Annotated in this window: 19 protein-coding genes; 17 read left to right on the forward strand and 2 right to left on the reverse strand. The window is 31.2% G+C overall.

Annotated features, from left to right (window positions below):
• Positions 1 to 56 precede the first annotated feature (56 nt).
• From B5X81_RS17020 to B5X81_RS27575, 11 genes are all read left to right on the forward strand, one after another.
• Positions 57 to 1,163 carry an efflux RND transporter periplasmic adaptor subunit gene (locus B5X81_RS17020; protein WP_079493343.1) on the forward strand — a complete coding sequence of 369 codons (1,107 nt, stop codon included), beginning with the start codon at positions 57 to 59 and terminating at the stop codon, positions 1,161 to 1,163.
• Positions 1,163 to 4,237, forward strand: a complete 3,075-nt coding sequence (locus B5X81_RS17025) for an efflux RND transporter permease subunit (protein WP_079493345.1) — start codon at positions 1,163 to 1,165, stop codon at positions 4,235 to 4,237. Before B5X81_RS17020 ends, B5X81_RS17025 begins: the two co-directional genes overlap by 1 nt.
• 312 nt (positions 4,238 to 4,549) lie before the next feature.
• Complete coding sequence (locus B5X81_RS17030) at positions 4,550 to 5,539, forward strand: helix-turn-helix domain-containing protein (protein WP_079493688.1); 990 nt, start codon at positions 4,550 to 4,552, stop codon at positions 5,537 to 5,539.
• Between the two features lie 160 nt (positions 5,540 to 5,699).
• Positions 5,700 to 6,401, forward strand: coding sequence for an ABC transporter ATP-binding protein (locus tag B5X81_RS17035; RefSeq protein WP_079493346.1), 702 nt, complete (start codon positions 5,700 to 5,702; stop codon positions 6,399 to 6,401).
• A complete protein-coding gene (locus tag B5X81_RS17040) occupies positions 6,361 to 7,314 on the forward strand; it encodes a SufB/SufD family protein (protein WP_170917479.1) in 954 nt (317 codons plus the stop codon). Before B5X81_RS17035 ends, B5X81_RS17040 begins: the two co-directional genes overlap by 41 nt.
• A 45-nt stretch (positions 7,315 to 7,359) precedes the next feature.
• Entirely contained in the window at positions 7,360 to 7,809 is a 450-nt protein-coding gene (locus B5X81_RS17045) for a Fur family transcriptional regulator (protein ID WP_079493349.1), read from the forward strand.
• 172 nt (positions 7,810 to 7,981) lie between these two features.
• Entirely contained in the window at positions 7,982 to 9,355 is a 1,374-nt protein-coding gene (locus tag B5X81_RS17050; protein WP_079493351.1) for a response regulator transcription factor, read from the forward strand.
• On the forward strand, positions 9,352 to 10,707 hold the full coding sequence (locus B5X81_RS17055; protein ID WP_079493352.1) for a LuxR family transcriptional regulator: 1,356 nt from the start codon (positions 9,352 to 9,354) through the stop codon (positions 10,705 to 10,707). Before B5X81_RS17050 ends, B5X81_RS17055 begins: the two co-directional genes overlap by 4 nt.
• A 208-nt stretch (positions 10,708 to 10,915) precedes the next feature.
• Entirely contained in the window at positions 10,916 to 11,044 is a 129-nt protein-coding gene (locus B5X81_RS28495; protein WP_280175287.1) for a hypothetical protein, read from the forward strand.
• 65 nt (positions 11,045 to 11,109) lie between these two features.
• Positions 11,110 to 12,777, forward strand: a complete 1,668-nt coding sequence (locus tag B5X81_RS17060) for a hypothetical protein (protein WP_079493354.1) — start codon at positions 11,110 to 11,112, stop codon at positions 12,775 to 12,777.
• A gap of 94 nt (positions 12,778 to 12,871) precedes the next feature.
• Complete coding sequence (locus tag B5X81_RS27575) at positions 12,872 to 13,069, forward strand: DUF5320 domain-containing protein (protein WP_079493355.1); 198 nt, start codon at positions 12,872 to 12,874, stop codon at positions 13,067 to 13,069.
• Positions 13,070 to 13,115: 46 nt separating this feature from the next.
• Here the strand turns inward: B5X81_RS27575 and hydE are convergent, their stop codons facing one another.
• Entirely contained in the window at positions 13,116 to 14,144 is a 1,029-nt protein-coding gene (gene hydE, locus B5X81_RS17070; RefSeq protein ID WP_079493357.1) for a [FeFe] hydrogenase H-cluster radical SAM maturase HydE, read from the reverse strand.
• A 252-nt stretch (positions 14,145 to 14,396) separates the two neighbouring features.
• Between hydE and B5X81_RS17075 the strand changes: the two genes are divergently transcribed.
• Both B5X81_RS17075 and B5X81_RS17080 read left to right on the forward strand, forming a co-directional pair.
• The gene (locus B5X81_RS17075) at positions 14,397 to 14,576 is read left to right on the forward strand and encodes a DUF5320 domain-containing protein (RefSeq protein ID WP_079493358.1); all 180 of its coding nucleotides are present in this window, start codon (positions 14,397 to 14,399) and stop codon (positions 14,574 to 14,576) included.
• A 32-nt stretch (positions 14,577 to 14,608) separates the two neighbouring features.
• Positions 14,609 to 15,451 carry a damage-control phosphatase ARMT1 family protein gene (locus B5X81_RS17080; protein WP_079493360.1) on the forward strand — a complete coding sequence of 281 codons (843 nt, stop codon included), beginning with the start codon at positions 14,609 to 14,611 and terminating at the stop codon, positions 15,449 to 15,451.
• Between the two features lie 99 nt (positions 15,452 to 15,550).
• Here B5X81_RS17080 and B5X81_RS17085 read toward each other — a convergent pair whose 3' ends face one another.
• The gene (locus B5X81_RS17085; RefSeq protein WP_079493361.1) at positions 15,551 to 17,449 is read right to left on the reverse strand and encodes a 5'-nucleotidase C-terminal domain-containing protein; all 1,899 of its coding nucleotides are present in this window, start codon (positions 17,447 to 17,449) and stop codon (positions 15,551 to 15,553) included.
• A 316-nt stretch (positions 17,450 to 17,765) separates the two neighbouring features.
• Here B5X81_RS17085 and B5X81_RS17090 point away from each other — a divergent pair, with 316 nt between their 5' ends.
• From B5X81_RS17090 to B5X81_RS17105, 4 genes are all read left to right on the forward strand, one after another.
• Complete coding sequence (locus B5X81_RS17090) at positions 17,766 to 18,758, forward strand: hypothetical protein (RefSeq protein ID WP_079493363.1); 993 nt, start codon at positions 17,766 to 17,768, stop codon at positions 18,756 to 18,758.
• Positions 18,759 to 18,903: 145 nt separating this feature from the next.
• Complete coding sequence (locus tag B5X81_RS17095) at positions 18,904 to 21,270, forward strand: DUF3160 domain-containing protein (protein WP_079493364.1); 2,367 nt, start codon at positions 18,904 to 18,906, stop codon at positions 21,268 to 21,270.
• 86 nt (positions 21,271 to 21,356) lie between these two features.
• The gene (locus B5X81_RS17100) at positions 21,357 to 22,385 is read left to right on the forward strand and encodes a CapA family protein (RefSeq protein WP_079493366.1); all 1,029 of its coding nucleotides are present in this window, start codon (positions 21,357 to 21,359) and stop codon (positions 22,383 to 22,385) included.
• A gap of 337 nt (positions 22,386 to 22,722) precedes the next feature.
• Positions 22,723 to 23,787 (forward strand): mandelate racemase/muconate lactonizing enzyme family protein, encoded by a 1,065-nt coding sequence (locus B5X81_RS17105; RefSeq protein WP_079493367.1) that lies wholly within the window; start codon positions 22,723 to 22,725, stop codon positions 23,785 to 23,787.
• The last annotated feature ends 128 nt before the right edge of the window (positions 23,788 to 23,915 follow it).

The following is a 23,915-nucleotide window of genomic DNA, read 5'->3' on the forward strand; positions in this document are numbered from 1 at the left end:
GTAGAAAGGATATCAATAGGTTTTTATAATTTTTTCAGTGCAAAGGAGGATGTATTATGAGTAAAAGAAGAATTTTAATCATTACACAAATAATTATAGCTTTGGCCCTTGTATTTACAGGATGTTCTCAAACAGAAGAGGTGGCTGTAGAAGAAAGGGTAAGGGCTGTTAAAGTCGAAGAAGTAAAGGAATCAGAAATGCCCCTTTTGCTTTCTTATTTGGGAACAGTTGATTCAAAGGATATAGTTAAATACGGGTTTAAGACGCCGGGGAAATTAGGCAAAGTTTTTGTAGATGAAGGTGATAAAGTTGAAAAAGGAGCTAAACTTGCCCAGCTTGATATGCAGGATCTCCAATTTCAGTTTAGTGCTGCCGAATCTACCTTAAGAGCAGCAGAATTAAATATAAAAAAGGCTAAGGAAGCCTATGAATATGCCCAGAGTTTACTTAAAAGAGTAGAAAAATTGCATGAAAAGGGAAGTGTTACTGAGGATTCCTATGATAAAGCAAAGCTTCAAGTTTCTACAACTGAGCATACATATGATCAGGCAAAGGCTCAATATGAGAAGGCCAAAACAGATTATGATTATAAGAAAAGCCTTCTAGAGGATGCAACCCTCTATGCTGACCAAAATGGAAGTGTATTAAAGGTACCCTTTAAAGAAAGTGAGCTTATTCCTCAGGGATATCCAGCTGTAGTTATAAGGGGGACTCAAAGAGTTATAAATGTAGGTGTTGCACAAAAGGATTTAAATAGAATCCAAATTGGAATGAAGGCTTATGTAGAAGTAGATGGAGAGAAGGCAGAAGGAATAGTAACAAATATAGCTGAGACTCCTGATGCTGAAACAAGAACATATAATGCAGAAGTAACCGTAAAGGAAAATGTTTATAAATTAGGTTCCATTGCTAAGGTTGATTTTGATCTGGGAAAAGAAAAGGCTATTTGGATACCTGTTACATGTCTTTTATCCGATGGAGAAGACTATGTATATGTTGTAAGGGAAGATAGAGCATTTAAAACAATAGTTGAGATAGAAAAGTCCTATGGAGACCATGTAAAAGTTAATGGACTTAAAAGCGGTGATATTTTAGTGAATAGTGGAATGAAAAATCTTAGAGATGGTATAAAGGTAAATATTGCAGGTCAGGGGGGATTATAATGGGAACTATCATAGGTAATATGGTAAATAGAAAAAGAATAATAATATTTCTTGCTATTATAATCTCTATTGTAGGTGCATTATCCTATTACCATCTTCCCAGACAGGAAAGTCCCGATGTTTCTGCTCCTATTGCAATGGTAATAACGCCCTATCCCGGAGCATCGGCACAGGATGTTGACCAGCTTGTTACAAAAAAGATAGAAGACGAATTAGCTGAGCTTGATGGATATGATTACAGTATGGCTGTATCAAAGGACAGTGTTTCAATTGTAGGAGTTATATTCCAGAGCGATGTTGATACGGATCAGGCAATGCAAAATGTAAGAAATACTGTAGTTGATATCAAAAGTGAACTGCCAAGTGGAACATTTCAAAGTACCATTAATACAGACCTTGTTGAAACCGCTGGTATTATCATAAGTTTATCAGGAGAAAATTACAGCTATGAGCAGCTTGCATCCTTTGGAGAGCAGTTTAGAGAACAATTGATAGATATTGATGGAGTATCAAGGTTTTCTATTGATGGAGATTTGGAAAAGGAAGTTGAAGTTAAAGTAGATATTCCAAGACTTAATCAGCTTGGGGTGTCAATGGAAGATATATATACCTTGCTTATGGCTCAAAATATTGAAATTCCTTCGGGAAATATTGAAAGTGGTAAGCAGAAGATCAAGGTCAAAACCTTTGGTAATTATTCTTCCCTAGATGAAATTAGAAATACAATTATTGGAGTTTCCAGGGAAACCGGTGTAGTTACCAGACTGGGAGATATTGCAGAAATAAATATGGTAGTTGAAGATGGAGTTGAAAAGTTTAAGCAGGATGGGAAAAATGCAGTTCTCCTTACAGGTTATTTTGAAGAAGGTAAAAATGTTGTTATTATAGGAAAAGATGTAAGAAAAACTATCGATGAACTAAAAGCTCAGCTTCCTGAGGACCTTATGATAGAGGAAGTTGTTTATCAGCCCCAGGATGTAAGTGATTCTACAAATGAGTTTATGATGAATCTTTTAACGGGGATAATATTTGTAATTGTTGTTGTATGCCTTGGAATGGGACTTAGAAATGCTGTTGTGGTGTCTGCGGCGGTTCCTCTTTCAATATTAATTACATTTGCGGTAATGTATTTTACTGGAATTAAGATTCATCAGATATCATTGACAGCCCTTATTATAGCACTGGGGATTCTAGTTGATAATGCCATAGTTGTCAGTGATATGATTCAAGTAAGGATTAATGATGGAGAAGAAAGGTTATCTGCGGTGCGAAGGGGTACCAAGATGTCGGCCATACCGATTTTTACTGCTACTTTAACTACTATTGCGGCCTTTTCTCCACTTTTAGGAATTCACGGCGTTGTTGGGGAATTTGTTAAAACAGTGCCCTTGGTTTTAATAATTTCTGTTGTGGCTTCATATCTGGCAGCTATGTTTGTTATGCCATCTATGGCATCAATATTCTTTAAACCAGAAAAGAAGAAAAAGAAGAAAGAAAGTATTGTAAGGGGCTTTTTTGGAAAGGCATTGACCATTGCATTAAAGGCAAAGAAATTAACTATTATTACAGTATTTGTAGCTTTAATTTTAGTTGTGAAATTTGTTTTACCCCTATTGGATTCTCAGTTTTTCCCTTATGTAGATAAGGATTTGGTATATATAGATATGTACGCTGAAAAACCTGGGGATATAGATGCTACTGAAAAATTAACCGATGAAGTTGCAAAGCTTATGGGAGAGCAGCCTGAAATAACAAGCACAACAGTTGCAATTGGAGATGGAATGCCTAAATTTTATATAACAATGCTTCCTGCAATGCCTTCTAAGGATTACGCCCAGATGGTATGTAAATTTGATTTGGGAGAAAAAGAGAATAGAAGATTTGAAAATAGAAAGCAATTTTCTGATTATATCCAGAATCTTTTAGATGAAAATGTTTCAACTGGAGATTGTCAGGTGAAGCTCTTAGAATATGCAAAGCCCCTTCCAAAGGTAAGTGTTAAGGTAGGGGGAGAAGATTTGGATAAATTGGAAAAAGTGGCTAAAATGATAGAGGCTGAAGCTAGAAAGATAGAGGGTACTAATAATTTAAGTGTAGATATGGCCGATGATACCTTCCAGTTTGAAGTACATGTTGATGATGATAAAGCCAGCAGTATGGGAATTTCAAAATATGATATTCAAAGACAAATCAATATAGGTTTATATGGAGCTACGGCTACGGTTTACAGAAGAGACGGTAAAGAATATGATATTAAGGTTAAAAGCAATATGAATAATATTAAGGATCTTCAAAACTTTGAAATAAAATCTTCAATAACTGGGGAAAAGGTGACCCTCAAGCAAATTGCAAATATAGACTTCGGACCTAAAAAGGATACTGTAAAGAGATATAAATGTAAAAAGACAGTTTCTGTAGAAGGCGGTGTTTTAGAAGGATATGATGCATCGGTAGTGGAAAATAGAATAGAAAATGAAATTCTTCCTAAGATAGATACCTTTGGTACAAAGATAACCTTTGATGGGGAAAGGGAGATGATTAAGGAGTACTTTACAATCGTGGCGATACTTGCGGTTATAGCTATATTTATAATATATATAATCCTTGTAGTCCAGTTTAATTCCTTTATTCAACCATTGGTTATTCTTGTGACAATACCACTGTCAATTATAGGTTCTGTTGTTGGATTGTTTATATTTGATAAGCCCCTATCCTTTATGGCATTTTTAGGTGTTGTTGCCCTTATAGGATTGGTTGTTAAGAATGGAATTCTTCTTATTGAATATATCAATGATTCAAGGAAGAAAGGACATTCTATAGATGAAGCATGTGTTGATGCAGTAGGTAAAAGATTTAATGCCATTATTTTAAGTGCTGCTACAACAGTAATGGGACTTGTGCCATTGGCTTTTTCCAAAAGCGAATTATTTCCACCTATGGCTATTTCCCTTATGTCAGGTCTTATAGTATCTACATTCCTGACCATGGTGATAATTCCTGTAATATACAGTCTTGTAGAAACCTTTATTGAAAAGCGTAGAAATAGAAAGATAGAAGTAGAAAATAGAGCTTAGAAACTTATGAAATATTAAAGAGATGACTTTTGTTTTGATCAAGAGTCATCTTTTTTAATATGTGGATTTTCTATTAAAGATAAGGAATATTGGGGATTAAAATATCTATGTTTTTGACATTTTGTTAATGTATAAATTAAGTTTTGCTATGGCAATCTATATAAATGTAAGAATTGACAAAGAAAGAAATAATAGATAAAATTATGGTAAATGATAATTATTATCAAAAACTTCTTCCTAGGTGTTTTAGTGGGTTTTAAAAAAGCTTATTTTTTTATTAGCTTTATTGTTATAAAAAGGAGCTATTATAAAATGAAAAAAGACATAATAGATAATTATTACAAATATATAGAAGATAGATATTGCTCTATGACATTGGATGAATTATTGGGAAAAAAATATATTGTTTCTGAAAAATTTGGCATTGGAAGCTTTTTAAGGATGAAAATAGAAGATGGTTTAGAAATAGCAAGGATGGAATTTGATCAAATGGAAATGGATATTGATAATAGAGGATATAGGGATGATGTTTTAGAAGTCGCCTATTGCTATAGTGGAAGTATAAAAATTACATCCCTGCCCGATAATAGGAAGTATGTACTTAAAGCAGGAGATATCTGTATTTATAAGATGCTTAATGATTTAGATTATTTTAAATTTGAATATGAAAATTGCAAAACTATATCTATTCATATGTATTTTAAAGCTATTAAAAGCGTTATAAGTCCATCCTGGGAAGATAAAGTTATAATAGATTGGCAGGAAAGTATCAATAATATATTTAAAGGAAATACAATAGTAATTGAAAAATCAAGCTACGATTTAAAGGAAATAGCTAGGCAAATAGATTATATATCCAGTAATAATGTAATGAGTTATATGAAGCTGAAATTAAAAACAATTGAATTTTTAGCCACCTTTCTTGAAGAAAAATTAAGGGGAGATAGTAGGAATTTAGAAAAACAAGAAAGTGAAATAGTATCTAAGTCAAAGGAGATAATAAATAGAAATCTTGCCTATCCCCCTTCAGTTAAAGAATTAGCCATGAAATTAAATATTAGTGTTTATAAATTACAAAAAGCCTTTAAAGAAATTACAGGGAATACAGTGTATAAATATATAAAAAAAGAAAAGCTTGAAAAAGCTAAATATTTATTGAAAAATACAAATATGTCAATTTTAGAAATTTCAATTGAAATAGGATATGAGAACCCAAGTAAATTTGCAAACTTGTTTAAACAATATAACCATATGACTCCTTTAAAATATAGGAAAATTCAAAATAGCATTGAAGAAAAATAACATAATTTTGTTTTTGGAGCTTTTTTTATTTATATTGGAGTAGAAAATGATAATCATTATCTCTTAAAATAATATTAAGATGTATAACAAAGCTTTATTATTGGAAATCTATAGATCGCCCATAGTAAAACTTAATTTATACTGAAGGGAGTGGGCTGAAATGAGTTTTTTGAGAATTAATAATTTATCTACCCAGGTAGATGGAAAAGATATTTTAAAAAAAATAAATTTAAAAATTGAAAAAGGAGAAACCCATGTATTATTAGGGGCTAATGCATCGGGAAAGTCTACATTACTTTATACATTAATGGGTTTTCCTAAATATAATGTTGTAGAGGGTAATATAGTTTTTAATGGAAAGAATATAACGGGCTTAGAAATAGAAGAAAGGGCGAGAATGGGAATTGCTGCGGTTTATCAGAATCCTCCTGCTATAAATGTAAAGCTATCTAAGCTTTTAGATAAGATATCTAAGAGAAAGATAGAGTTAGAAGGAACTAAGGAATTGATGGAAAGAGAGGTGAATATAGGTTTTTCTGGAGGAGAAAGAAAGCTGTCGGAGGTTATTCAGGTTATTAGCCTAAATCCAGAATTTATAATTTTAGATGAACTAGATGCGGGATTAGATATAAAAAATCTTGAGAGATTAAGCTCTATAATAAAGAAAGAATTAGATGGCAAATCAATTCTTTTAATTACCCACAGGGGAAGAGCACTTAGATTTTTCAAACCAGACTTTGCCCATGTTATGTTGAAAGGAGAAATTGTTTGTTCATCAAAAAATTGGCAGAAAATATGGAAAACAATTGAGGAGGATGGTTATGAAAGATGTAAAAGGTGCGAATTATACTCAAATAGATAATAAAGCTCAAATAGTTCAGCAAGAGAATGTTGTGATTTTAACTAGTCCCAAGGCCTATGAAAGGTTTGACTGGAGCAGAGAGCATTTTCCAACGAAGCCCTATGAGGGATATTTTATTTGGATTAAGAATTCTTTAGCAGATCCCTTAATTACTAATACTTTAATATGTTCTGAGCATGTCAGTCAAAGCACAATGAATTTAGTAGTAGTAGAGGAAGGCATAAGGGCAAAGATGTATAATACCTGTGCTGCTAAAAGGCAAAATTTATATGGAAAGCATGTGGGGCGTACAAAAACTATTGTAAAGAAAAATGCTATGCTTGAAATAAATCATTTACATAGCTGGGGGAAAGATGATCAAGTAAGTTCAAGCATGGAGCTTATTTTAGAAAAGGGTGCAGAAATATATCTTACGCAAAAATGTCAAAGGGCCCCTATGAAGCTAGTCCTTGAAAATCGTAATTATTTGGATGAAAAGGCTTCTTTGAATTATTCAACTACTATTTTGGCTAATGAAAGTAAAATAGAAATGTATGATGACACTTATTTAAATGGAAAAGATGCAAATGGTATATCAAGGGTAAAGGTTATTGCTAAAAAGAATACTGAAATAAATACGAAAAGTCGAATGTTTGCAAACGAGTCTGCAACAGGGCATTTGGATTGTATGGGACTTCTGTTATCCAATGATTCAAGTATTGTTGCTGTACCTGAGCTTATAAATAAGAATAAAGATGCTTCCCTTACCCATGAAGCTTCAGTGGGAAAAATTTCTGATGAGGTTTTAAATTATTTAAGGAGTAGGGGCCTGAGTGAGGATCAGGCTATAGATTTAGTAATAACAGGCTTTTTAGGAGAAGAAGAAAAAATAGTTATTGGAGATACTGTTATTTCCTCAAAGGTAAATATGTAAAGAAGCTTAGGACTTTAAGAAGATTGAGTGTAGAGAGGTGATTTGATGGACTTACAAGTAAATAATGCTATTAAGGAATTAATGGGAAAAAATGATGTGAGAATAACAAATCAGAGAAAAAGGGTTCTTGAAATTCTAATTGAGAATAAAGACAAGCATATTTCCGTTGAAGAAATTTATAGTCTTTCTAAGAAAAAGGGGAATGTTATTGCTCTCCCAACTATCTATAGAACTATGGATATTTTAGAGAGGATAGGTACAGTTATTAAGCATGATTTTGGTGATGGAGCTGCAAAATACGAGTTTTTTATGAAGGAAGAAGAAAACCATCATCATCTAATTTGTGAAAAATGTGGTAAAATTATAGAAATCTCTAATGCCCTACAAGATGATTTGGATGAGAGGATATTAAATGAAAATGGATTTTTGTGTGAAAAAAAACAGTTGAAAATTTATGGCTACTGCAAAGAATGCATAAATGTATTAAATGAATGATAGTAATTTTCTTTATAATAATCATTTCTAAAATCTAACCATTTGGTTAGATTGATTTTTTTGAAATAAAAAAGATGATATAATATTACTAATAAAAGTAGAATTTAGATTTAAATTATTATTAAAGATAGTTATTTTTATTATCATTATAGGATAATAAGGAGAGTAGTAGATGGGGAAAAAATTTTGGTATCTAGTTTTATCCTATGGATTATTTTTAGGATGGTTGTTATCATTTCTATATAATGGACCTGCCCTTAATATAATATTTAGAAGCAGCGAAGTAAACTGCAATCATTTAGCAATAGCATATATATTAACTCCTTCCATTGTCTTTTTCTATATAGGATTTTATAATATAAAGAGAAATTATAAATCTGCATTTATGAAATATAGCATCATACTGTGTTTTGCTGGCACAGTTCTTACTATTCTTATAAAGGATTATAATAATCCTATTCTTGCTTATATTATTGCAGGTATTATGGGGTGCTGTAGCGTACTCTTTATAACAGGCTGGGGATGCTATTTTGTAGAATTATTAAATATTAAGAATATGTATAAAAATATGGCATATGTGATTTGTTTAGGTTATATAATATTTAATATCAATCAAGAGTTGGATTACAGAGCTTTAGACACCTTGATTATGACTTCTCTTTTTATATGCTTATCTGGAGCCTATTGGGCTTCTTCAAGACTTATAGGAACGGCTGCAGAGAAAAAACAGGACTTTAATATTAAACTTCCTACTGATTTACTTGTTATGATGTGCTTTTTAATGTTCCTATTAAATATTGGAGGCGGAGTAGTTCAAACATTAATTAGTCCCTTAGTAGAAAAGAAATTTGGGAATATACATATTTTCGATATAAGTGTATATTTTTTTATAGCTGTAGTGATTTTTAAAATAAAAAAAAGATTTCAAACAGATATTATTATTACTCTCTCAATTGTGGTGATAGCCTGTGGCTATATGACATTAGTTATTTTTACAAAAAACCCTGTATTTGCTTATATTTTAATAATTTTAGGCTATGCTATTTTAGACATTTTTCTTTGGACATTGGTAGGAGAAATGGGATATATTTTTGGAAGACCTATAAAAATATTTCTTTTTATTATGTCATCTAATTTAATGGCAGTTTTTATGGGCAATCTTTTAGGAATGTTTTTAAAGAGTAAAAATGAACATATATATATATCAATATCTGTTTCATCCATAGGTGCTATTTTAGCATTCGCATTTTTACCTTTCATAAATAAATTGATGAAAAAGGGATTTGATGAGATGGAGGATATCAAGAACACAAGGCAAGCTATGGAAGGGGTAGTAACAGAAGATAAGGCAGTCAAATTACTCACAGTTAAGGAGCTTGAAATTTATAAGCTTATGCTCCTTGGTCTTAAAAACAAAGAAATAGCTAAAAAAGCAAATATTACTGATAATACATTAAAAGGACATGCCAGGAAAATTTATAAAAAATTAGGAGTGAAAAATAAAAAAGAGCTTCTTGCTAGTTTAAATAAGGAGGCTAATCTTTGATAAAATCATACATAAATATTTTTAAAATATATCCTTTTATTATATTAACCCTAGGATTTACATATGGAGCTACTATAGTATTTACTTTTTTTGGCCCAGTTTTGACTATAACAGTAGGGAAGCTTACTCCAACTTTAAGTATTATTGGTGTACTGGTCCATGTATTTAGTTTTTTTTTAAAACCAACTGAGCTAGAGAAGAATCAAAAGTTCTTTTATGTCTTTTTAGGAATAGTTATTCCACTTATTTTATTATTTTACACATTACCTTATTATTTTCAGATACTAACCATAATGCTTTATGCTTATATGATTGGCAGAATCGGTTGCTTTTGGACTTATATGGCTAATGCAGTTATTCCTAGTCACATAAGAGGTAGAACAATATCTTTATCCCTCTTTATTTCTTTTGTAATTTTATTTCTTCTCAATATTAGTTTTCCTTTATTAACTAACAGAGTGGCCCTAATATTTCCAGGGGTTATAAGTATTATAGTTGTTGTTTTCTATTCAAAAATAAATAGGAATCATAAAAACAATGTAGTAAGTTATAAAAATAAAGCCTACAGTAATATACATTCATATTATATATATGCTTTTCTTATAGTAATTTATATAGCGGGAGGTTTTTCCTATGCTGGAATATATCCTTCCTTTGAGCCATATATGCATATTGACAGGTATTATAATGTTCTTTTCTATTTATTAGCTATAATTACAGCGGGAATTGTTCTTGATAAGTACGGGAGAAAAATAAATTTTATGTTAGGAGTTGGGTTTTTAGGGATTTCATTTACATTTTTTATAATGCCTTCCTCTGTTATTACCTACTTTATTACACAAACCTTTTTACAATGTGGCTGGGCTTTTGTTAATGCCTTTGGATGGAGTTTTTCCTGGGATATGTCAGAGAGCTTAAAGAAAAATTATGTTTTTCCTAGAGGGATAGCAGCTATGCTTTTAGGAACAGCAATAGGAGCTTTTTTGTCCCAGACTATTGAAAAAATAGGTTTTGGACATTCTTCGGTATATGGTATAGTTACTTTTATACCCCTGTTTTTGGCAATCATGATTTTAGTTTTTTTTCCTGAGACGTTAAAAAGGGATAAGAGAAGGAAAATTGAATTTAATAAATTACAAGGAATAGAAGAATTAAAGATATTAACTCCAAGGGAATTAGAAGTATGCTATCATGTGATAAATGGATTTAATAATAAAAGAATAAGCAAAATTTTGTTTATTAGTGAAAATACAGTTAAAACTCATATCAGTAGGATTTATAGTAAATTATACATATCATCCAGAAGTGAATTAACGAGCTATATATATGAGATAATTCAATACCACCCCTAGTATACCACCCTTAAAAATCATACTTTTTTTAACTAAAAGTATGATTTTTTTTTATGCTTTTTTTGGTAAATTGATTATAAATTGAGGAATCGGGAGTTTTAATATTTCCTAAGTTATATTTGAAAGCAAAAAATTTGATTTACTAGCACAATAGGTTAATTAGATATGATTGTATAGATGAAATTTTTCTTAGAAGGGAAGGTGTGTGATGGATATTATGTTTTATGTAACTATTGTTCTATTAGGAATAATAATTTTATCTAGTGCAGGATATTTGATGCATTATTTTGTAAACAATAGAAAAAGTTCTAAAAATACGGATGGAAGGAAGATGTAGAAAGCATTGTGTATTTATTAAGTTTTAAAAATTTTAAATAAAAAACAAAAATAGGAGGTTATTCAGTGTTGAATTTAATGAGGAAAATATTTTTGATGGTCACAATATTAATGTTTATTTTTGTAAATTTTACTTATGGTGCAGTGAAGGTTTGCCCTGTTCCTGAGAATGATAGGGGATATATGATGGAGAATGTATTTAATAATTCTCATGTAACATACTCATATTCAAATCTTAATATTGGCGGAAGCTCAACAGGGATTACAGGTGGACAATATAATTCTAATTCAACAGAAAATATGATTCATAAAACTGCAGTTTTTGAACTCAATGTGGAAAAGGAAGGTATGGTTACCTTAGATGTAACTCCTGTAAATGGAGGGTATAATGTATCTTCAAATATTAATATATATTTTGTTTCTTCCGTATCTGGTGTTAAAAAATACTACAATCCCAATGTCAGTTCTATTTTAGAAGTAGGTAATGGTAATTGTAAAAGAGCCTTTTATGCATATCCAGGGAAATATTTTATTTCTGTAGGAGGGACTAATTATTCTCAAAACAGCATGACAACCAATCATAGAATATTCTTAGAATTTTCTATAAAGGCTATGCAGGAATTTTTTCAAGTTGAAAATAATAAGGATACAAGTCAATCAAATCTATATAAATTAAATTTTACAGATTCAGTAGTTATAAATGGCAATATCGGCATGAAAGCAATATGGGGGAGCAAATGGTATGTTGATAAAGAGGATGGATATATTTTTACGGCTCCAAGAACAGGAAAAATAAATGTATCTCTATATAATATAGATAGGGGTGGGCTTAAAATTTTTACTAAAAAGCAAAATTATATAGATGGTATCAAAAGCTTATCCAATGAGTGGAAGGATTATGTTAATTTAGTAGGAAGTCTTAGGGATCCAGGGAATATGGGATTATGTAATTTAAAAGTTAATCCTGGAGAAAGTGGCAGGGCAGTAGTAGATGTGGAAGCAGGGAAAAAGTATAGATTTAATATAAATAATAGTTTTCCATGTGAATATAAAGTTGTGCTTTCCTATATTGGAGGCAGTGTTATAGAAAAGGAAGAAGCTTCTCTTAATATAGAAGGAGATTATATAGTAAATGGCTATAATATGGTTCAGCATAAGGAATACAAAGGCCAAATGAGTCAAGAAGCGTCAGGAGTAAAAATGGTAGGAGATATCCACACTAATGGTAGGTTAGTAAACAATTATAGAGATGGAAATAGGATTGATACAGTAAATTCCTTTGATGTAAAAAATAAAACTGTATATGGATCCTTCACAGTATATGGAACAAATTATTGTGCTTATACAGGTCTTGCTGTAGAAAATATTGCAAGTGGAGGATATGTGACTACTCATCACAGTTGGGCAGGAAGTAAGGTTGTTAAGAATGGAACAAAAATATATAAAACCCTTTCTTTTACAGATGATACATGGAAGATGACTATTTCAACAGGAAATTATTATGGAAAACCAAAAAGCATCCTAATTGAAGAAAAATCTGGTTCCCTTTCGGAAGCTGCTAAAAAAGCAATTAACAGTCCACAAAAAATTATATTTTTCTTTGGAGATAATTATGGTGGTCCTTCTAATTATATGATCATACATGATTTATTTATTGAAGATAATGACAATAAAGTTGTATCTTTAATCAGTGATAATCACAATATGGATACAGCCAGTCATGATATATTTTAAAAATTTTGCACAATAATTATTGACATATACCCAAAACCTGTTATAATGTAATTGTAAATGGCATATACCCAAAATAAAAGGAGATGAATTTAGGATGCCAAGAAATGATGGAACAGGACCATTGGGTCAAGGACCTATGACGGGTAGAGCTTTAGGTAATTGTGGTGATGGAAAGACTGCTAATACAAGTTCAAGCATTAGAGGGTCTGGATTAGGAAGAGGATTAGGAAGAGGAAATGGAAGAGGACTAGGAAGATTTCTTAATAATGAAAAATTCAAAAATCAAAAATAAGGGAACGAATTTTAATTCGTTCCTTTATTTTTTAAAGACTCTGAAGTTATTTTATTGCATCTCCTCTATCTGAAGAGATTTTTCTTCCCATCATTTTTACATAGTTTTCAATTTCTTTTCTCTCATTTTCTATACTTTGTTCTTTAATAGAGGGGTTAGGGTATATTTCATAAAGTCTTCTATATTCAAAGGGCTGAACTTTTCTCATTATTACATTGGCACCTGTATAAAATGCATTTTCCCTATCCCTTACATTAGTTACTTCTAATGATGTAGTTGTAGGTAAGTGGGGTCTTTTTAATAAAATTCTGGTAATAGCAAGGGTTTTTAAGGTTAAATTAGTACTTCCAGTAGGGTTGTTTCTAAGTCTGGTTTGAGGATGTGAAATAAAAGGACCAATACCAGCCATGTCCACATCTAATTCTTTTAAAAGTAATATATCCTTTGCTATTGTGTTTAAAGTTTGACCAGGAATTCCAATCATAAATCCACTTCCTGTCTGATATCCTAATTCTTTAAGCCATTTTAAACATTGTGTTCTGTTTTTGAAGGTAGAATGGGGATGAAGATAATTGTATAATTCTTCATCGGCAGTTTCATGTTTTAAAAGAAATCTATCGGCCCCGTCTAATTTCCACTGTTTATAATCATCATATTCTCTTTCTCCAACACTTAAAGTGATTGCAATATCACCAAGCTTTTTAATTTCTCTAATGATATAAGATATTTTTCCTCTGTCATACCATGGGTCTTCACCGGATTGAAGGACCATTGTCTTATATCCGGCTTCGTATGCTCTTTTAGCATATTCAATTATTTCTTCAGGATTCATTCTATATCTTTCTAAAGATATATTTTGCCTATTTATTCCACAATATAAGCAGTCACATCGACAGTGATTTGAAAATTCGATTATAGCTCTTAAGTGTATCTCATCACCACAATATTTCTTTCTTATATTGTTTGCTTGCTGAAATAGATAATTATCGCAATTAGAATCGAGTACATTAACAATGTCTTCTATATTGGCATTGGAGCTTACAATCATTTTATCAATAGTTTTTTTAATATCCATTATAGATTTCTCCCCATATGTTATATATATAGTAAAAACAAACTAAATGGTTATTTCCTTTGTAATTATATCAAATTAGGAAATTATTGTCTATTGATCAAAGCTATTATAAATCATTTGTATGTTCCATAAAATGGGATAAAGATTATTGACATATACCCAAAACTCTGTTATTCTTATATTAGAGTATATGGCATATGACATTAATCATTACTATGTAAGCTATGGGGAATATAGGAAGGGGGTATTAATATGCCAAAATTTGATGGAACTGGTCCTAAGGGTGAAGGTCCAATGACAGGTCATGGAAGAGGATACTGTGTAGTTCCTTTAGAGGATGTTGAATCGCCAATGATTAGAAAACAACTTGATTCAGATTCTTCTCTAGAGGATGATAAAAAAATTACTTCAGATAAGGAAACTAATGAATAAATATGTGATATTTATATAGGGGAGAGATAAAGTTGGAGATACAGCTTGATTGTATACCTTGCTTTCTAAGACAGGTTTTAGAAGCATCTAGGATGAATACAAAGGATGAAGAAATACAAAAAGAAATACTGCTTGAGTCAATAAATATAATTGCAGAAATTGATAAATATAAAAGCGCACCAGAAGTAGGAAGAGACTTACATAGACTGGTGAAAAAATACACAAAAGTTGAAGACCCCTACAAAGAACTTAAAGAAAAATCCATAGAAACTGCTGAAAGGATTTATCCTGATATGAAGCATTTTCTATATAAACAAAAAGAGAGGCTGTATTGGGCTTTAAAAATTTCTTCAGTGGGAAATATAATGGACGCAGCAATTTATGGTGATAAAAGCATAAAAGAGAATTTCTTAGAAGAATTTGATAAGGAATTCAAGATATGTGAAATAGAAAAATTTCAAAAGTGCCTTAAAAATGCAAAAACTTTGTTGATTATAGGAGATAATGCAGGGGAGACAGTTTTTGACAGGGTTTTAATTGAAGAATTATTACAGCTTGATGTAATTTATGCAGTGAGAAGTAAGCCTATTATTAATGATACTACTACAAAAGAAGCTTATGATTCCCAATTACAATATAGTGCTAAAATTATATCAACGGGATGTGATGCTCCAGGGGTAATTTTAGATGAATGCAGTGAAGAATTTAAAGAAATATATGATACAGCTGATGTTATTATAAGTAAAGGTCAAGGAAATTATGAAACCCTATCCGATGAATCAAGGGGAATATTTTTTCTGCTTAAGGCAAAATGTCCTGTAATTGCTAAGGATATAGGAGTAATGGTAAATGATTATGTATTAATGCAAAAATAATTTATATATTAAGGGTCTGTTTCACATTTTATTGTGAGACAGACCCTCTTTACTTGAAATTACAAATATATTTCTAAAAAGAAAAATATAATAGTTTTTCTAATTTGCAGGTATTAATAATTCTTGTCCTGGATAAATTAAATGAGGATTTTTCAATTTATTTAATTCTGCAATTTTTTGATATGTAGTTTCAAATTTTTCTGCAATTTTCCAAAGCATATCATTAACTTGAACTGTATAGGTTTTTAAATTATTAGGTTGTTCTTGAGGCTCATTAGTTGCTTGTTGAGTTTCGTTTTCTACTTGTTCTACTTGATTATCAGCTTTCTCTATTTTTGAAGCTTTTGTTTCTTCAGTTTCAGTTGTTTGAATAGTTTCTTCTATAGTAGTAACTTTTTCATTTTCCGTAGCTTCTTCTACGGCTTCACTTACTTCAATGAGATAATCAACAGGCTCAGGGGTAATAGATTCAGCTTCCTTTATATTTTCCACAAGTAAATCTCTAACTGGAACATAGGTATTTACTATATTTTTTGCATTGGAAAAGTCATATTCATCTCCACCAGTTATCATAAAGTCATTAACGACAACTGTATAATATTTATCCATCTCAAGGGGAGTACCATCTTCTAAGGTTATAGAAGTTATTCTATTTCCAAATTCTTTGTTTCCATTATATTCAACCTTAAGACCCGAGAATTGTCCATCGGTAACCTTAGGATTTAATATACCGTGATCAATTGCTTTCTTTAAATCTTCACCTGGGAGTTCCATAGTTACAAGGGTATTATCAAAGGGGATTATTTCATACAAATCACCCATCGTAATATTTCCTTCTAACAAGGACGTTCTAAGACCTCCACCATTTTGTATAGCCACTTGGCAATTGGCTTCTTTTCTCATAATATCTGTAACCCATTTACCCAACAATGATACATTTGGCTTTGATCTGTCGTGGGTGAATTCACCAGCTGCTGTTCCTAAGGACTCATCTAAAATTGGGCCTAATTCCTTACTATATTCATCATATATTTTGGAAGCTCCTTCATCTGCTGCTATGTCATTTTTGATTTTATACACATCGTCAATTGCAGCAGTAATATCTTTTACTGTTTTATCTTCGTTTAATTCAATAGATATTTTTCCAAGGGAACGACCATTTTTATAAGCTTGAACAATTGGAACTTCATTCACATTGCCAACAACTGTTTCATGGCTGTGGGCAGATATAATTGCATCTAGGCCTTCTACGTTATTAGCTAAATCAACTGCATTTCCAGTAATTTCTTTTGTTTCTCTATCTTGGGAAGAATCAATATGGGTTAATGCTACTATAACATCAGGAGTACCTTCTTCTGCCTTTCCTTCTTCTAAGTAATCAACCCATGTTTGTGCAGCTGTCACTGGATCTCTAAATTCAAGGCCATCTACATTTTCAGCCTTTGTTAATGTAACGGTATCAGGATGAGCTAGACCTACAAAGGCAACTTTAATCTCTCCTTTTTCAACTATTAAATAAGGTTTTGCCCAATCTACAGGTTCATCTGTCTCAGTATCATAAATATTTGCAGCAAGAAAGTCAAATTCTCCATCTTTAGCCCATTTTTCTATATACTCTACGCCCCAGTCAAATTCATGATTACCTACGGCAGATGCAACTACGCCCATGGCTTTCATCATTTCTGATACGGGAGCTCCATATGTAAGGTTTGATGGAGCTGAACCCTGATAGTTGTCTCCTCCAGATACTATAATGGTATTGGGATTTTTCTCTGCAATTTCCTTAACATATCCTACAAGTTTTGCCATACCAATATTTTTGCCACCTTCGCTTACATCTTCTGCTAGGCTTCCGTGGAAGTCATTAAAGGTAATAATATCAACGGTATTAACTTCTTCGGCAAAAACAAAGGATGTACTCATTGTAAATAACATCATTGCTACTACTAACAAGCTTAGAAGTGATTTTCCTTTACGGACTTGCATAAATTTTCTCATTTCCTTCCCTCCATTAATAGATTTTATATTTTTGACATATCTAATAAATTCTATGATTTCTAAAAATATCCTTCTTATATTTATAAATTTTATTTTGTAAGTTTAATATAGATCTAAGGTGTTTTAAATATATCAAGAAATCTTAGACATGCCAGGATATTTATGACATAATATGTCTATAGAGGTAATAATAATTTAAACCTTTATAAGAAGAATTTAGCTTAAATTTTCTTCAGGTGGAGTAGAGTTTCCATCTGAAGCTTTGATGCTTTACTTTAGCAAAGAGAGTTCATTTTATTTAAAAGAGGTATATCATATGTTTAAAAAAAATAGGCTTGCTATTTTATTATTAATAATTATATTATTTTTTTTGTCTATTGGAGTATTGTTTGAGTATGAAGCTCAGATAAAGATAAGAAACAATGATATTGAATATACATGCTTCTTTGGGAAAATATTAAATTTTCATGTTTTGGGAATTAAAAATAGGTACTATCCTTCAAAAATAAAATTATTAGGTTTTTCAAAGGAAGCTGTAAATTTAGTTGGGGTTTTAAAATCAAAACATCAAAACAGTTTAATATTTACTTTAGGAAATCTTATTAAGCAGTATTCATTAAAGGGATCTTTAAAAACCTATAGATTTAAAAATGATGAAGCTATAGTAAGTACTTATATATCAGATATAGATAATGATGATAATGATGAACTTTTGATTATTACAGGAAAAAAGAAGGAGAAGTTTGGAGAAAAATTAATGATTTTTTCCTTTGATGATGGGCTAAAGAAAATCTATACAAAAGCCTTTAAGGATATGAATCCATGGAAAATACAGACTGCAGATGTAGATGGGGATGGAGAAAAGGAAATATCAATTGGAGTATATAAAGAATCTCAGTTTCATCCTGTAAAGTCTAAGAGACCATTTATATATAATTGGAATGGTGACAGTATATCTCCCAAGTGGAGGGGATCTAGGCTTTCAAGACCCTTTGAGGACTACATATTTTTAGATATAGATAATGATGGTCTTGATGAGCTTATTTCTATAGAGATATTCAAAAACGGTAAAAAAATTATAAATTCATATAAGTGGAAGGGCTTTGGGTTTGAAGGTATGGCAGAAAGTAAAGAGTACCAGGATATACTATTTTTTGATAATATTACGAATAAGGAAAATAAAAATAGCATTATAATTAAAGTGAAGAATGGAAGTAAATATGAATGGATATTAATGAACTATATTGATAAAAAAATCAAAGTAAAAAATAGATTTAGAGAGTATATACCAGTATTTAATATTGATTGAGGAAATTGCATAATTACTTTCAGTGAAAATTAATTACTATATACAGCATACAGCTTTAAGGTTTCTAGAGGAATACCATAAAGATTATGGAAGCTAGCCTAATTTTAATTATGCCATTATCTTAATTAGTTGAAAGGGGAAAATTATGAGGATAAGAAAAATTTCAATCTATTTTTTGTGTGTAGTTTATGTTTTTGTAACAGTGTTTGGAACTGTAGGCTGTGCTAATAATAAAGATACAGTAAGACAGAGATTAGAAGAGTTTGAAACAGAAAATATTAATTATGAAGCTGGAAAAATTGAAGAAGAAGCTTTAAATTCTGAAGAAAATAATGTAGATGAAGAAAGTGTAATTAGAGAAGAAGAGAAAGACAATGATGATTTTATCAAAGAAGAACGTGGGGAAAAAGGAGAATCAAAGCTGGGCTTGTTAAAATTCACATCACAAAAAGATAGAAAAGTAATTGATGTTCCATATGAAGCAATAAACATTGAGCCCAAGGCTAAATCATATACCGTAATGGAGGATTTATCAAATGTAATTAATGTGGATAGCTTTGGAGAGTTCAGCCCAGAGCAGAAAAAGCTTTTGGCAAAGAATGGCTTTGTAGTAAATCCTACAAAGGAGGAGCAGCTTTTTTATATTTATGAAAAAAATGAATATAAAAAAATACCTAGCTTTATAACAACTGATTCAGTTCTTCAGGTGTACCATATATTTTATGACTATTCCTTAAGGCTTCTTGAGAAAGAGAAGCTGTTGGGCTTTGTTGAAGAATTAACTGAAAGTATGCTTAATAAATCAATACTTCTATTTGATGAAATAAATAATGAAGAAATAAAAAATGCTCAGCTGAAAAACATAGCTTACTTTGGAGCAGCAGCTCTTTGTCTTGAAAAGGATCTACCGAAAGATATGCCAGAGGAAGCAAGGGAAATGGCTTTAGCAGAATATGAATTAATTAAAGAGCAGGCTGGCTTTAAAAAATCTAAAATATTTCCATATAAATTGGATTACAGTCAATATAAACCAAGGGGACATTATACAAGAAACGATGATTTTAAAAGATATTTTAAAGCTATGATGTGGTATGGACAGGCGCCATTTCCACTTTACAAGGTTGATGAAAATAATAATGAAGTAAGAAATATTGAGCAAACACTTCAGGCATTACTTATAACCTATAGTGTGTTTTTAAATAATGATAAAGAAGATGATATAACTTTATGGGAAAATATATATGATCCAACTGTATTTTATGTAGGAACAGCCGATGATCTTAATATATATCATTATAAGGATTTACTTATAAATGTTTATGGGGAAAATCCTGATATTAATCAATTAAATGATGGAGAAAAGCTAGATAAGCTATATTTGGAAGCAAAGGAATTACCTGAGCCCCAAATAAAGGCTAAATATACTGATGTGGATACTCCAGTAGGTAAGCAATTTAGATTAATGGGTCAAAGATATATTCCCGATTCAGAAATCATACAAAAGCTGGTAGAGCCTATAAATAGACCTATACCTTCTGGTTTAGACGTAATGGGAGTTTTAGGTTCTGACAGGGCATATGATATACAAATAAATCATTATCATGAAGATAAAAAGTCACCTAGATATATAGACATCTTTAATAAATTAAAGACAGAATTTAATGAATTAAATGAAGAAAAATGGCGTGGTAATATGTACTACGGCTGGCTTTGGACACTCAAGGGATTACTTAAAGAGTTTAAAGACGGATATCCTTCTTTTATGACAAATAAGGCATGGACAGATAAATCCTTAAGTACAGCACTAGGAAGCTGGGCCCAGCTTAAGCACGATACGATTTTATATGGAAAACAAAGTGGAGTAGAGTGTGGCGGTGGAGAAGAGCCACCTCAGGTTAAGGGATATGTTGAACCGAACATAGAGGTTTATAATAAGCTATTGTGGTTAACTAAATATTCAAGGGAAAACTTAAAGCAGAGAGATATGCTTATAGAAACTATGGAAAGTAAAATGCAAAGATTTGAAGACCTTCTTCAGTTTTTAATCAATTGTTCAGTAAAGGAACTTAATAATGAAGAACTTAATTCAGATGAATATTATCAGCTTTTAGTTTATGGAGGACTTTTAGAATATCTTACAAGCTCCTTTGCAGGAGATGGCATGAGGTGGTTTGAAATAACCTCTGAGACAGATAAAAATATGGCAGTAATAGCTGATATTCATACCATAGCTCCAAATGAATTTAGCGATGGAGGATATTTTGAAGTAGGAGTTGGTCCTGCATATGAGATTTATGTGGTGGTTCCCATAGGTGGAGAGCTATATCTTACCAGGGGAGCAGTATTTAGCTATTTTGAATTTGATTATACCCATAGGCTTACCGATGAAGAATGGCAAAAAACAATTAAAGAAAATATAATGCCCCAGCAGCCCGACTGGATGGACAGCTTCATAAAAAGAGGTAAGGAAGAAATTCCTGCTCCAGCAGAGCCATATAGTACAGGGTGTTAAAAAAGTTCTAAGTGCTATGTTGTAAGTTCTAAGATTTAGGTCGTATCTCTTGGGTAAGTAACAAAGATTTAAGGAGAAAATCAGCTATGAAAAAGCATTTTTTATTATTAATATTATTAATATTGATAATTGGAGTTGTACTGAAAGATTGTTACCCAAAAGAAGTAGTTTTATGTGCTGTGGGAGATATATTATTGGATAGAGGTGTTAGAGCACAGATTAAGAATGATTATGACTATCCCTATAGGAAAGTAAAAAATGTCCTTGGAGGAGCAGATATTACCTTTGGAAATTTAGAATGTCCCATAACCAATGATGGCACTCCTGCTTTGAAAAGACCATCACTTCTATTTAAGGCAGATCCTGAAAATGCAATTGCTATTAAAGAAGCTGGCTTTGATATATTAAATTTAGCTAATAATCATACTATGGACTATGGCAGTGAAGGTATTATAAATACAATGAAAACACTAAAAAAATACAATGTTGATTATATTGGAGGAGGACATGATTACAGGGAAGCCAGAAAACCCCTTTATATAAAAAAGAAAGGCTGCAAAATAGGATTTCTTGGGTATTCAATTTTTCCTCCAGAAGGATATATTAGCTTTAGCGATAGAGCCGATGTTGCAAAGGTTTATATTGAAACCCTAAAGGAAGAAGTAGAATCAGCCAAGAAAAATTGTGATTTTTTAGTTGTATCCTTTCATTGGGGAAAAGAATTTGAGTTTTATGCAGGGAAAATGCAAAAGGAGCTTGCCCATACAGTTGTAGATAGCGGAGGGGATTTGATACTAGGACACCATCCCCATGTGCTTCAAGGAATTGAAAAATATAAAAATCGTTTGATATTTTACAGTCTTGGGAATTTTGTTTTTGATAGACAAATTCCAAATGGGACAGATGAAACTATAATAGTTAAATTCAAAATAAAGAATAAAAAGATTCAAGAAGTAAATATAATTCCAATAAAAATAAAGAATTGTCAGCCCTATGTAGCAAAGGATATTCAAGCTGAGTATATATTGAATAGACTTAAAATGTATTCAGATGGAATGAATATAAAGATGAATATTAAAAAAGGCATAGGGGATATACAGTTTTACCAGCATTAAGATCACAAAAAAGGCTGCTAAAAGTAAAATCTTTTAGCAGCTTTTTTCGTGTGCCACAATCTCCAAGTGAATTTATGTTTATCACCATCAAATAGAATTTTATTCAAGGATTTTATAATTTTTGACATAGGAACTTCATCAGTAAGAGCATATTATTGGGGAAAAGTGAAGAATAGGATTAGACTATGATAGTAAATTCAAAATTTACAGAATTTTATTGACAAATTAATTAATATATATTACAATTATCTTTAATTATTTAAATATAACTTAATTAACAAATATTTAAATATGTCAGAAAATTAAAATAAATTCAATAGGCAAGGGAGGATTTAAATTGAAAATTACTAATGTAAAAGTTGAAAAAGTCCAATTGCAATTGTACAGCCCAATTAAAGTTGCATTTGGAGTCATTGAGCATGTATATACTGTGCTTGTGAAAATTGAAACTGATGAAGGAGTTTATGGAATTGGAGAAGGTTCCCCTTTAGAATTTGTTACAGGAGAGACTATAGACCATGTAATAGTATCTACAAAACTTTTTGGAAAGAAAATTATAGGTCATGATCCTCTGAATATCGAAAAGATCCACAATATAATGGATAGTACCATATCAAAAAATACTAGTTCAAAAGCAGCAATTGATATAGCTTTATATGATATTAAAGGAAAAATTATGAATGCTCCTTTATATAAAGTTTTAGGTGGGAATTCAAATAAATTTGATACGGATATTACTTTATGGATATCTTCTCCAGAGCAAATGGCAAAGCAAGCTAAAGAGAGAATCGAGCAAGGTTTTAAGATATTAAAAATAAAGGCTGGAATTAATCCCCAGCAGGATATTGAAGCCATTAAGCTAATTAGAGAAGCTGTAGGTTATGATATCAGATTAAGAATGGATGCTAATCAAGGATGGTCAGTTCCTGAAGCAGTTAAGGTTATGAAGGCTGTAGAAAAATATAAGGTTGAAGCTGTAGAGCAGCCATTACCCCATTGGGATATAGACAATATGGCATTAATAAGAAATAAAGTAGATATAGGAGTAATGGCTGATGAGAGTGTATTTTCTCCTGTAGATGCCATAAGAATAGTGAGAAATAAATGTGCTGATATAATAAACATCAAGCTAATGAAAAGTGGCGGATTATATAGGGGTGAGCAAATAAATGCCATAAGCGAGGCCGCCAATATAAAATGCATGGTTGGATGTATGCTTGAAAGTAAAGTTGGAATTACAGCAGCAGCTAGTTTAGTGGCAGCGAAGAAAAATATTACAGAGGCTGATATGGACAGCTTTTTGTATATTAAAGATTCAGATATAGATGGAGGTTTAATATTTGAAAAGGGTACAATTACTCTTCCAGAAGCACCTGGGCTGGGTATATCTATTGATTTTTAGGTTGATAGTTCCATATGTCTATTAATTATAAATTAAAATTTGAATCATAATATAGATATTCCAGTAAAACAGTTAATTTATACACATCAAAAATCCCCAAAAACATCGGATATTTTGATATGTATAAA

Source organism: Maledivibacter halophilus (genome assembly GCF_900167445.1).
Classification (GTDB): Bacteria; Bacillota; Clostridia; order Peptostreptococcales; family Caminicellaceae; genus Maledivibacter; species Maledivibacter halophilus.

Excerpts from the sequence above, each read along its gene's own strand:
- B5X81_RS17030 (WP_079493688.1), top strand. The coding sequence starts at position 4,550 with ATGAAAAAAGACATAATAGATAATTATTACAAATATATAGAAGATAGA.
- B5X81_RS17095 (WP_079493364.1), top strand. The coding sequence starts at position 18,904 with ATGAGGATAAGAAAAATTTCAATCTATTTTTTGTGTGTAGTTTATGTT.
- B5X81_RS17050 (WP_079493351.1), top strand. The coding sequence starts at position 7,982 with ATGGGGAAAAAATTTTGGTATCTAGTTTTATCCTATGGATTATTTTTA.
- B5X81_RS17020 (WP_079493343.1), top strand. The coding sequence starts at position 57 with ATGAGTAAAAGAAGAATTTTAATCATTACACAAATAATTATAGCTTTG.
- B5X81_RS28495 (WP_280175287.1), top strand. The coding sequence starts at position 10,916 with ATGGATATTATGTTTTATGTAACTATTGTTCTATTAGGAATAATAATT.
- hydE (WP_079493357.1), bottom strand. The coding sequence starts at position 14,144 with ATGGATATTAAAAAAACTATTGATAAAATGATTGTAAGCTCCAATGCC.
- B5X81_RS17035 (WP_079493346.1), top strand. The coding sequence starts at position 5,700 with ATGAGTTTTTTGAGAATTAATAATTTATCTACCCAGGTAGATGGAAAA.
- B5X81_RS27575 (WP_079493355.1), top strand. The coding sequence starts at position 12,872 with ATGCCAAGAAATGATGGAACAGGACCATTGGGTCAAGGACCTATGACG.
- B5X81_RS17090 (WP_079493363.1), top strand. The coding sequence starts at position 17,766 with ATGTTTAAAAAAAATAGGCTTGCTATTTTATTATTAATAATTATATTA.
- B5X81_RS17040 (WP_170917479.1), top strand. The coding sequence starts at position 6,361 with ATGAAAGATGTAAAAGGTGCGAATTATACTCAAATAGATAATAAAGCT.
- B5X81_RS17025 (WP_079493345.1), top strand. The coding sequence starts at position 1,163 with ATGGGAACTATCATAGGTAATATGGTAAATAGAAAAAGAATAATAATA.
- B5X81_RS17100 (WP_079493366.1), top strand. The coding sequence starts at position 21,357 with ATGAAAAAGCATTTTTTATTATTAATATTATTAATATTGATAATTGGA.
- B5X81_RS17045 (WP_079493349.1), top strand. The coding sequence starts at position 7,360 with ATGGACTTACAAGTAAATAATGCTATTAAGGAATTAATGGGAAAAAAT.
- B5X81_RS17085 (WP_079493361.1), bottom strand. The coding sequence starts at position 17,449 with ATGAGAAAATTTATGCAAGTCCGTAAAGGAAAATCACTTCTAAGCTTG.
- B5X81_RS17075 (WP_079493358.1), top strand. The coding sequence starts at position 14,397 with ATGCCAAAATTTGATGGAACTGGTCCTAAGGGTGAAGGTCCAATGACA.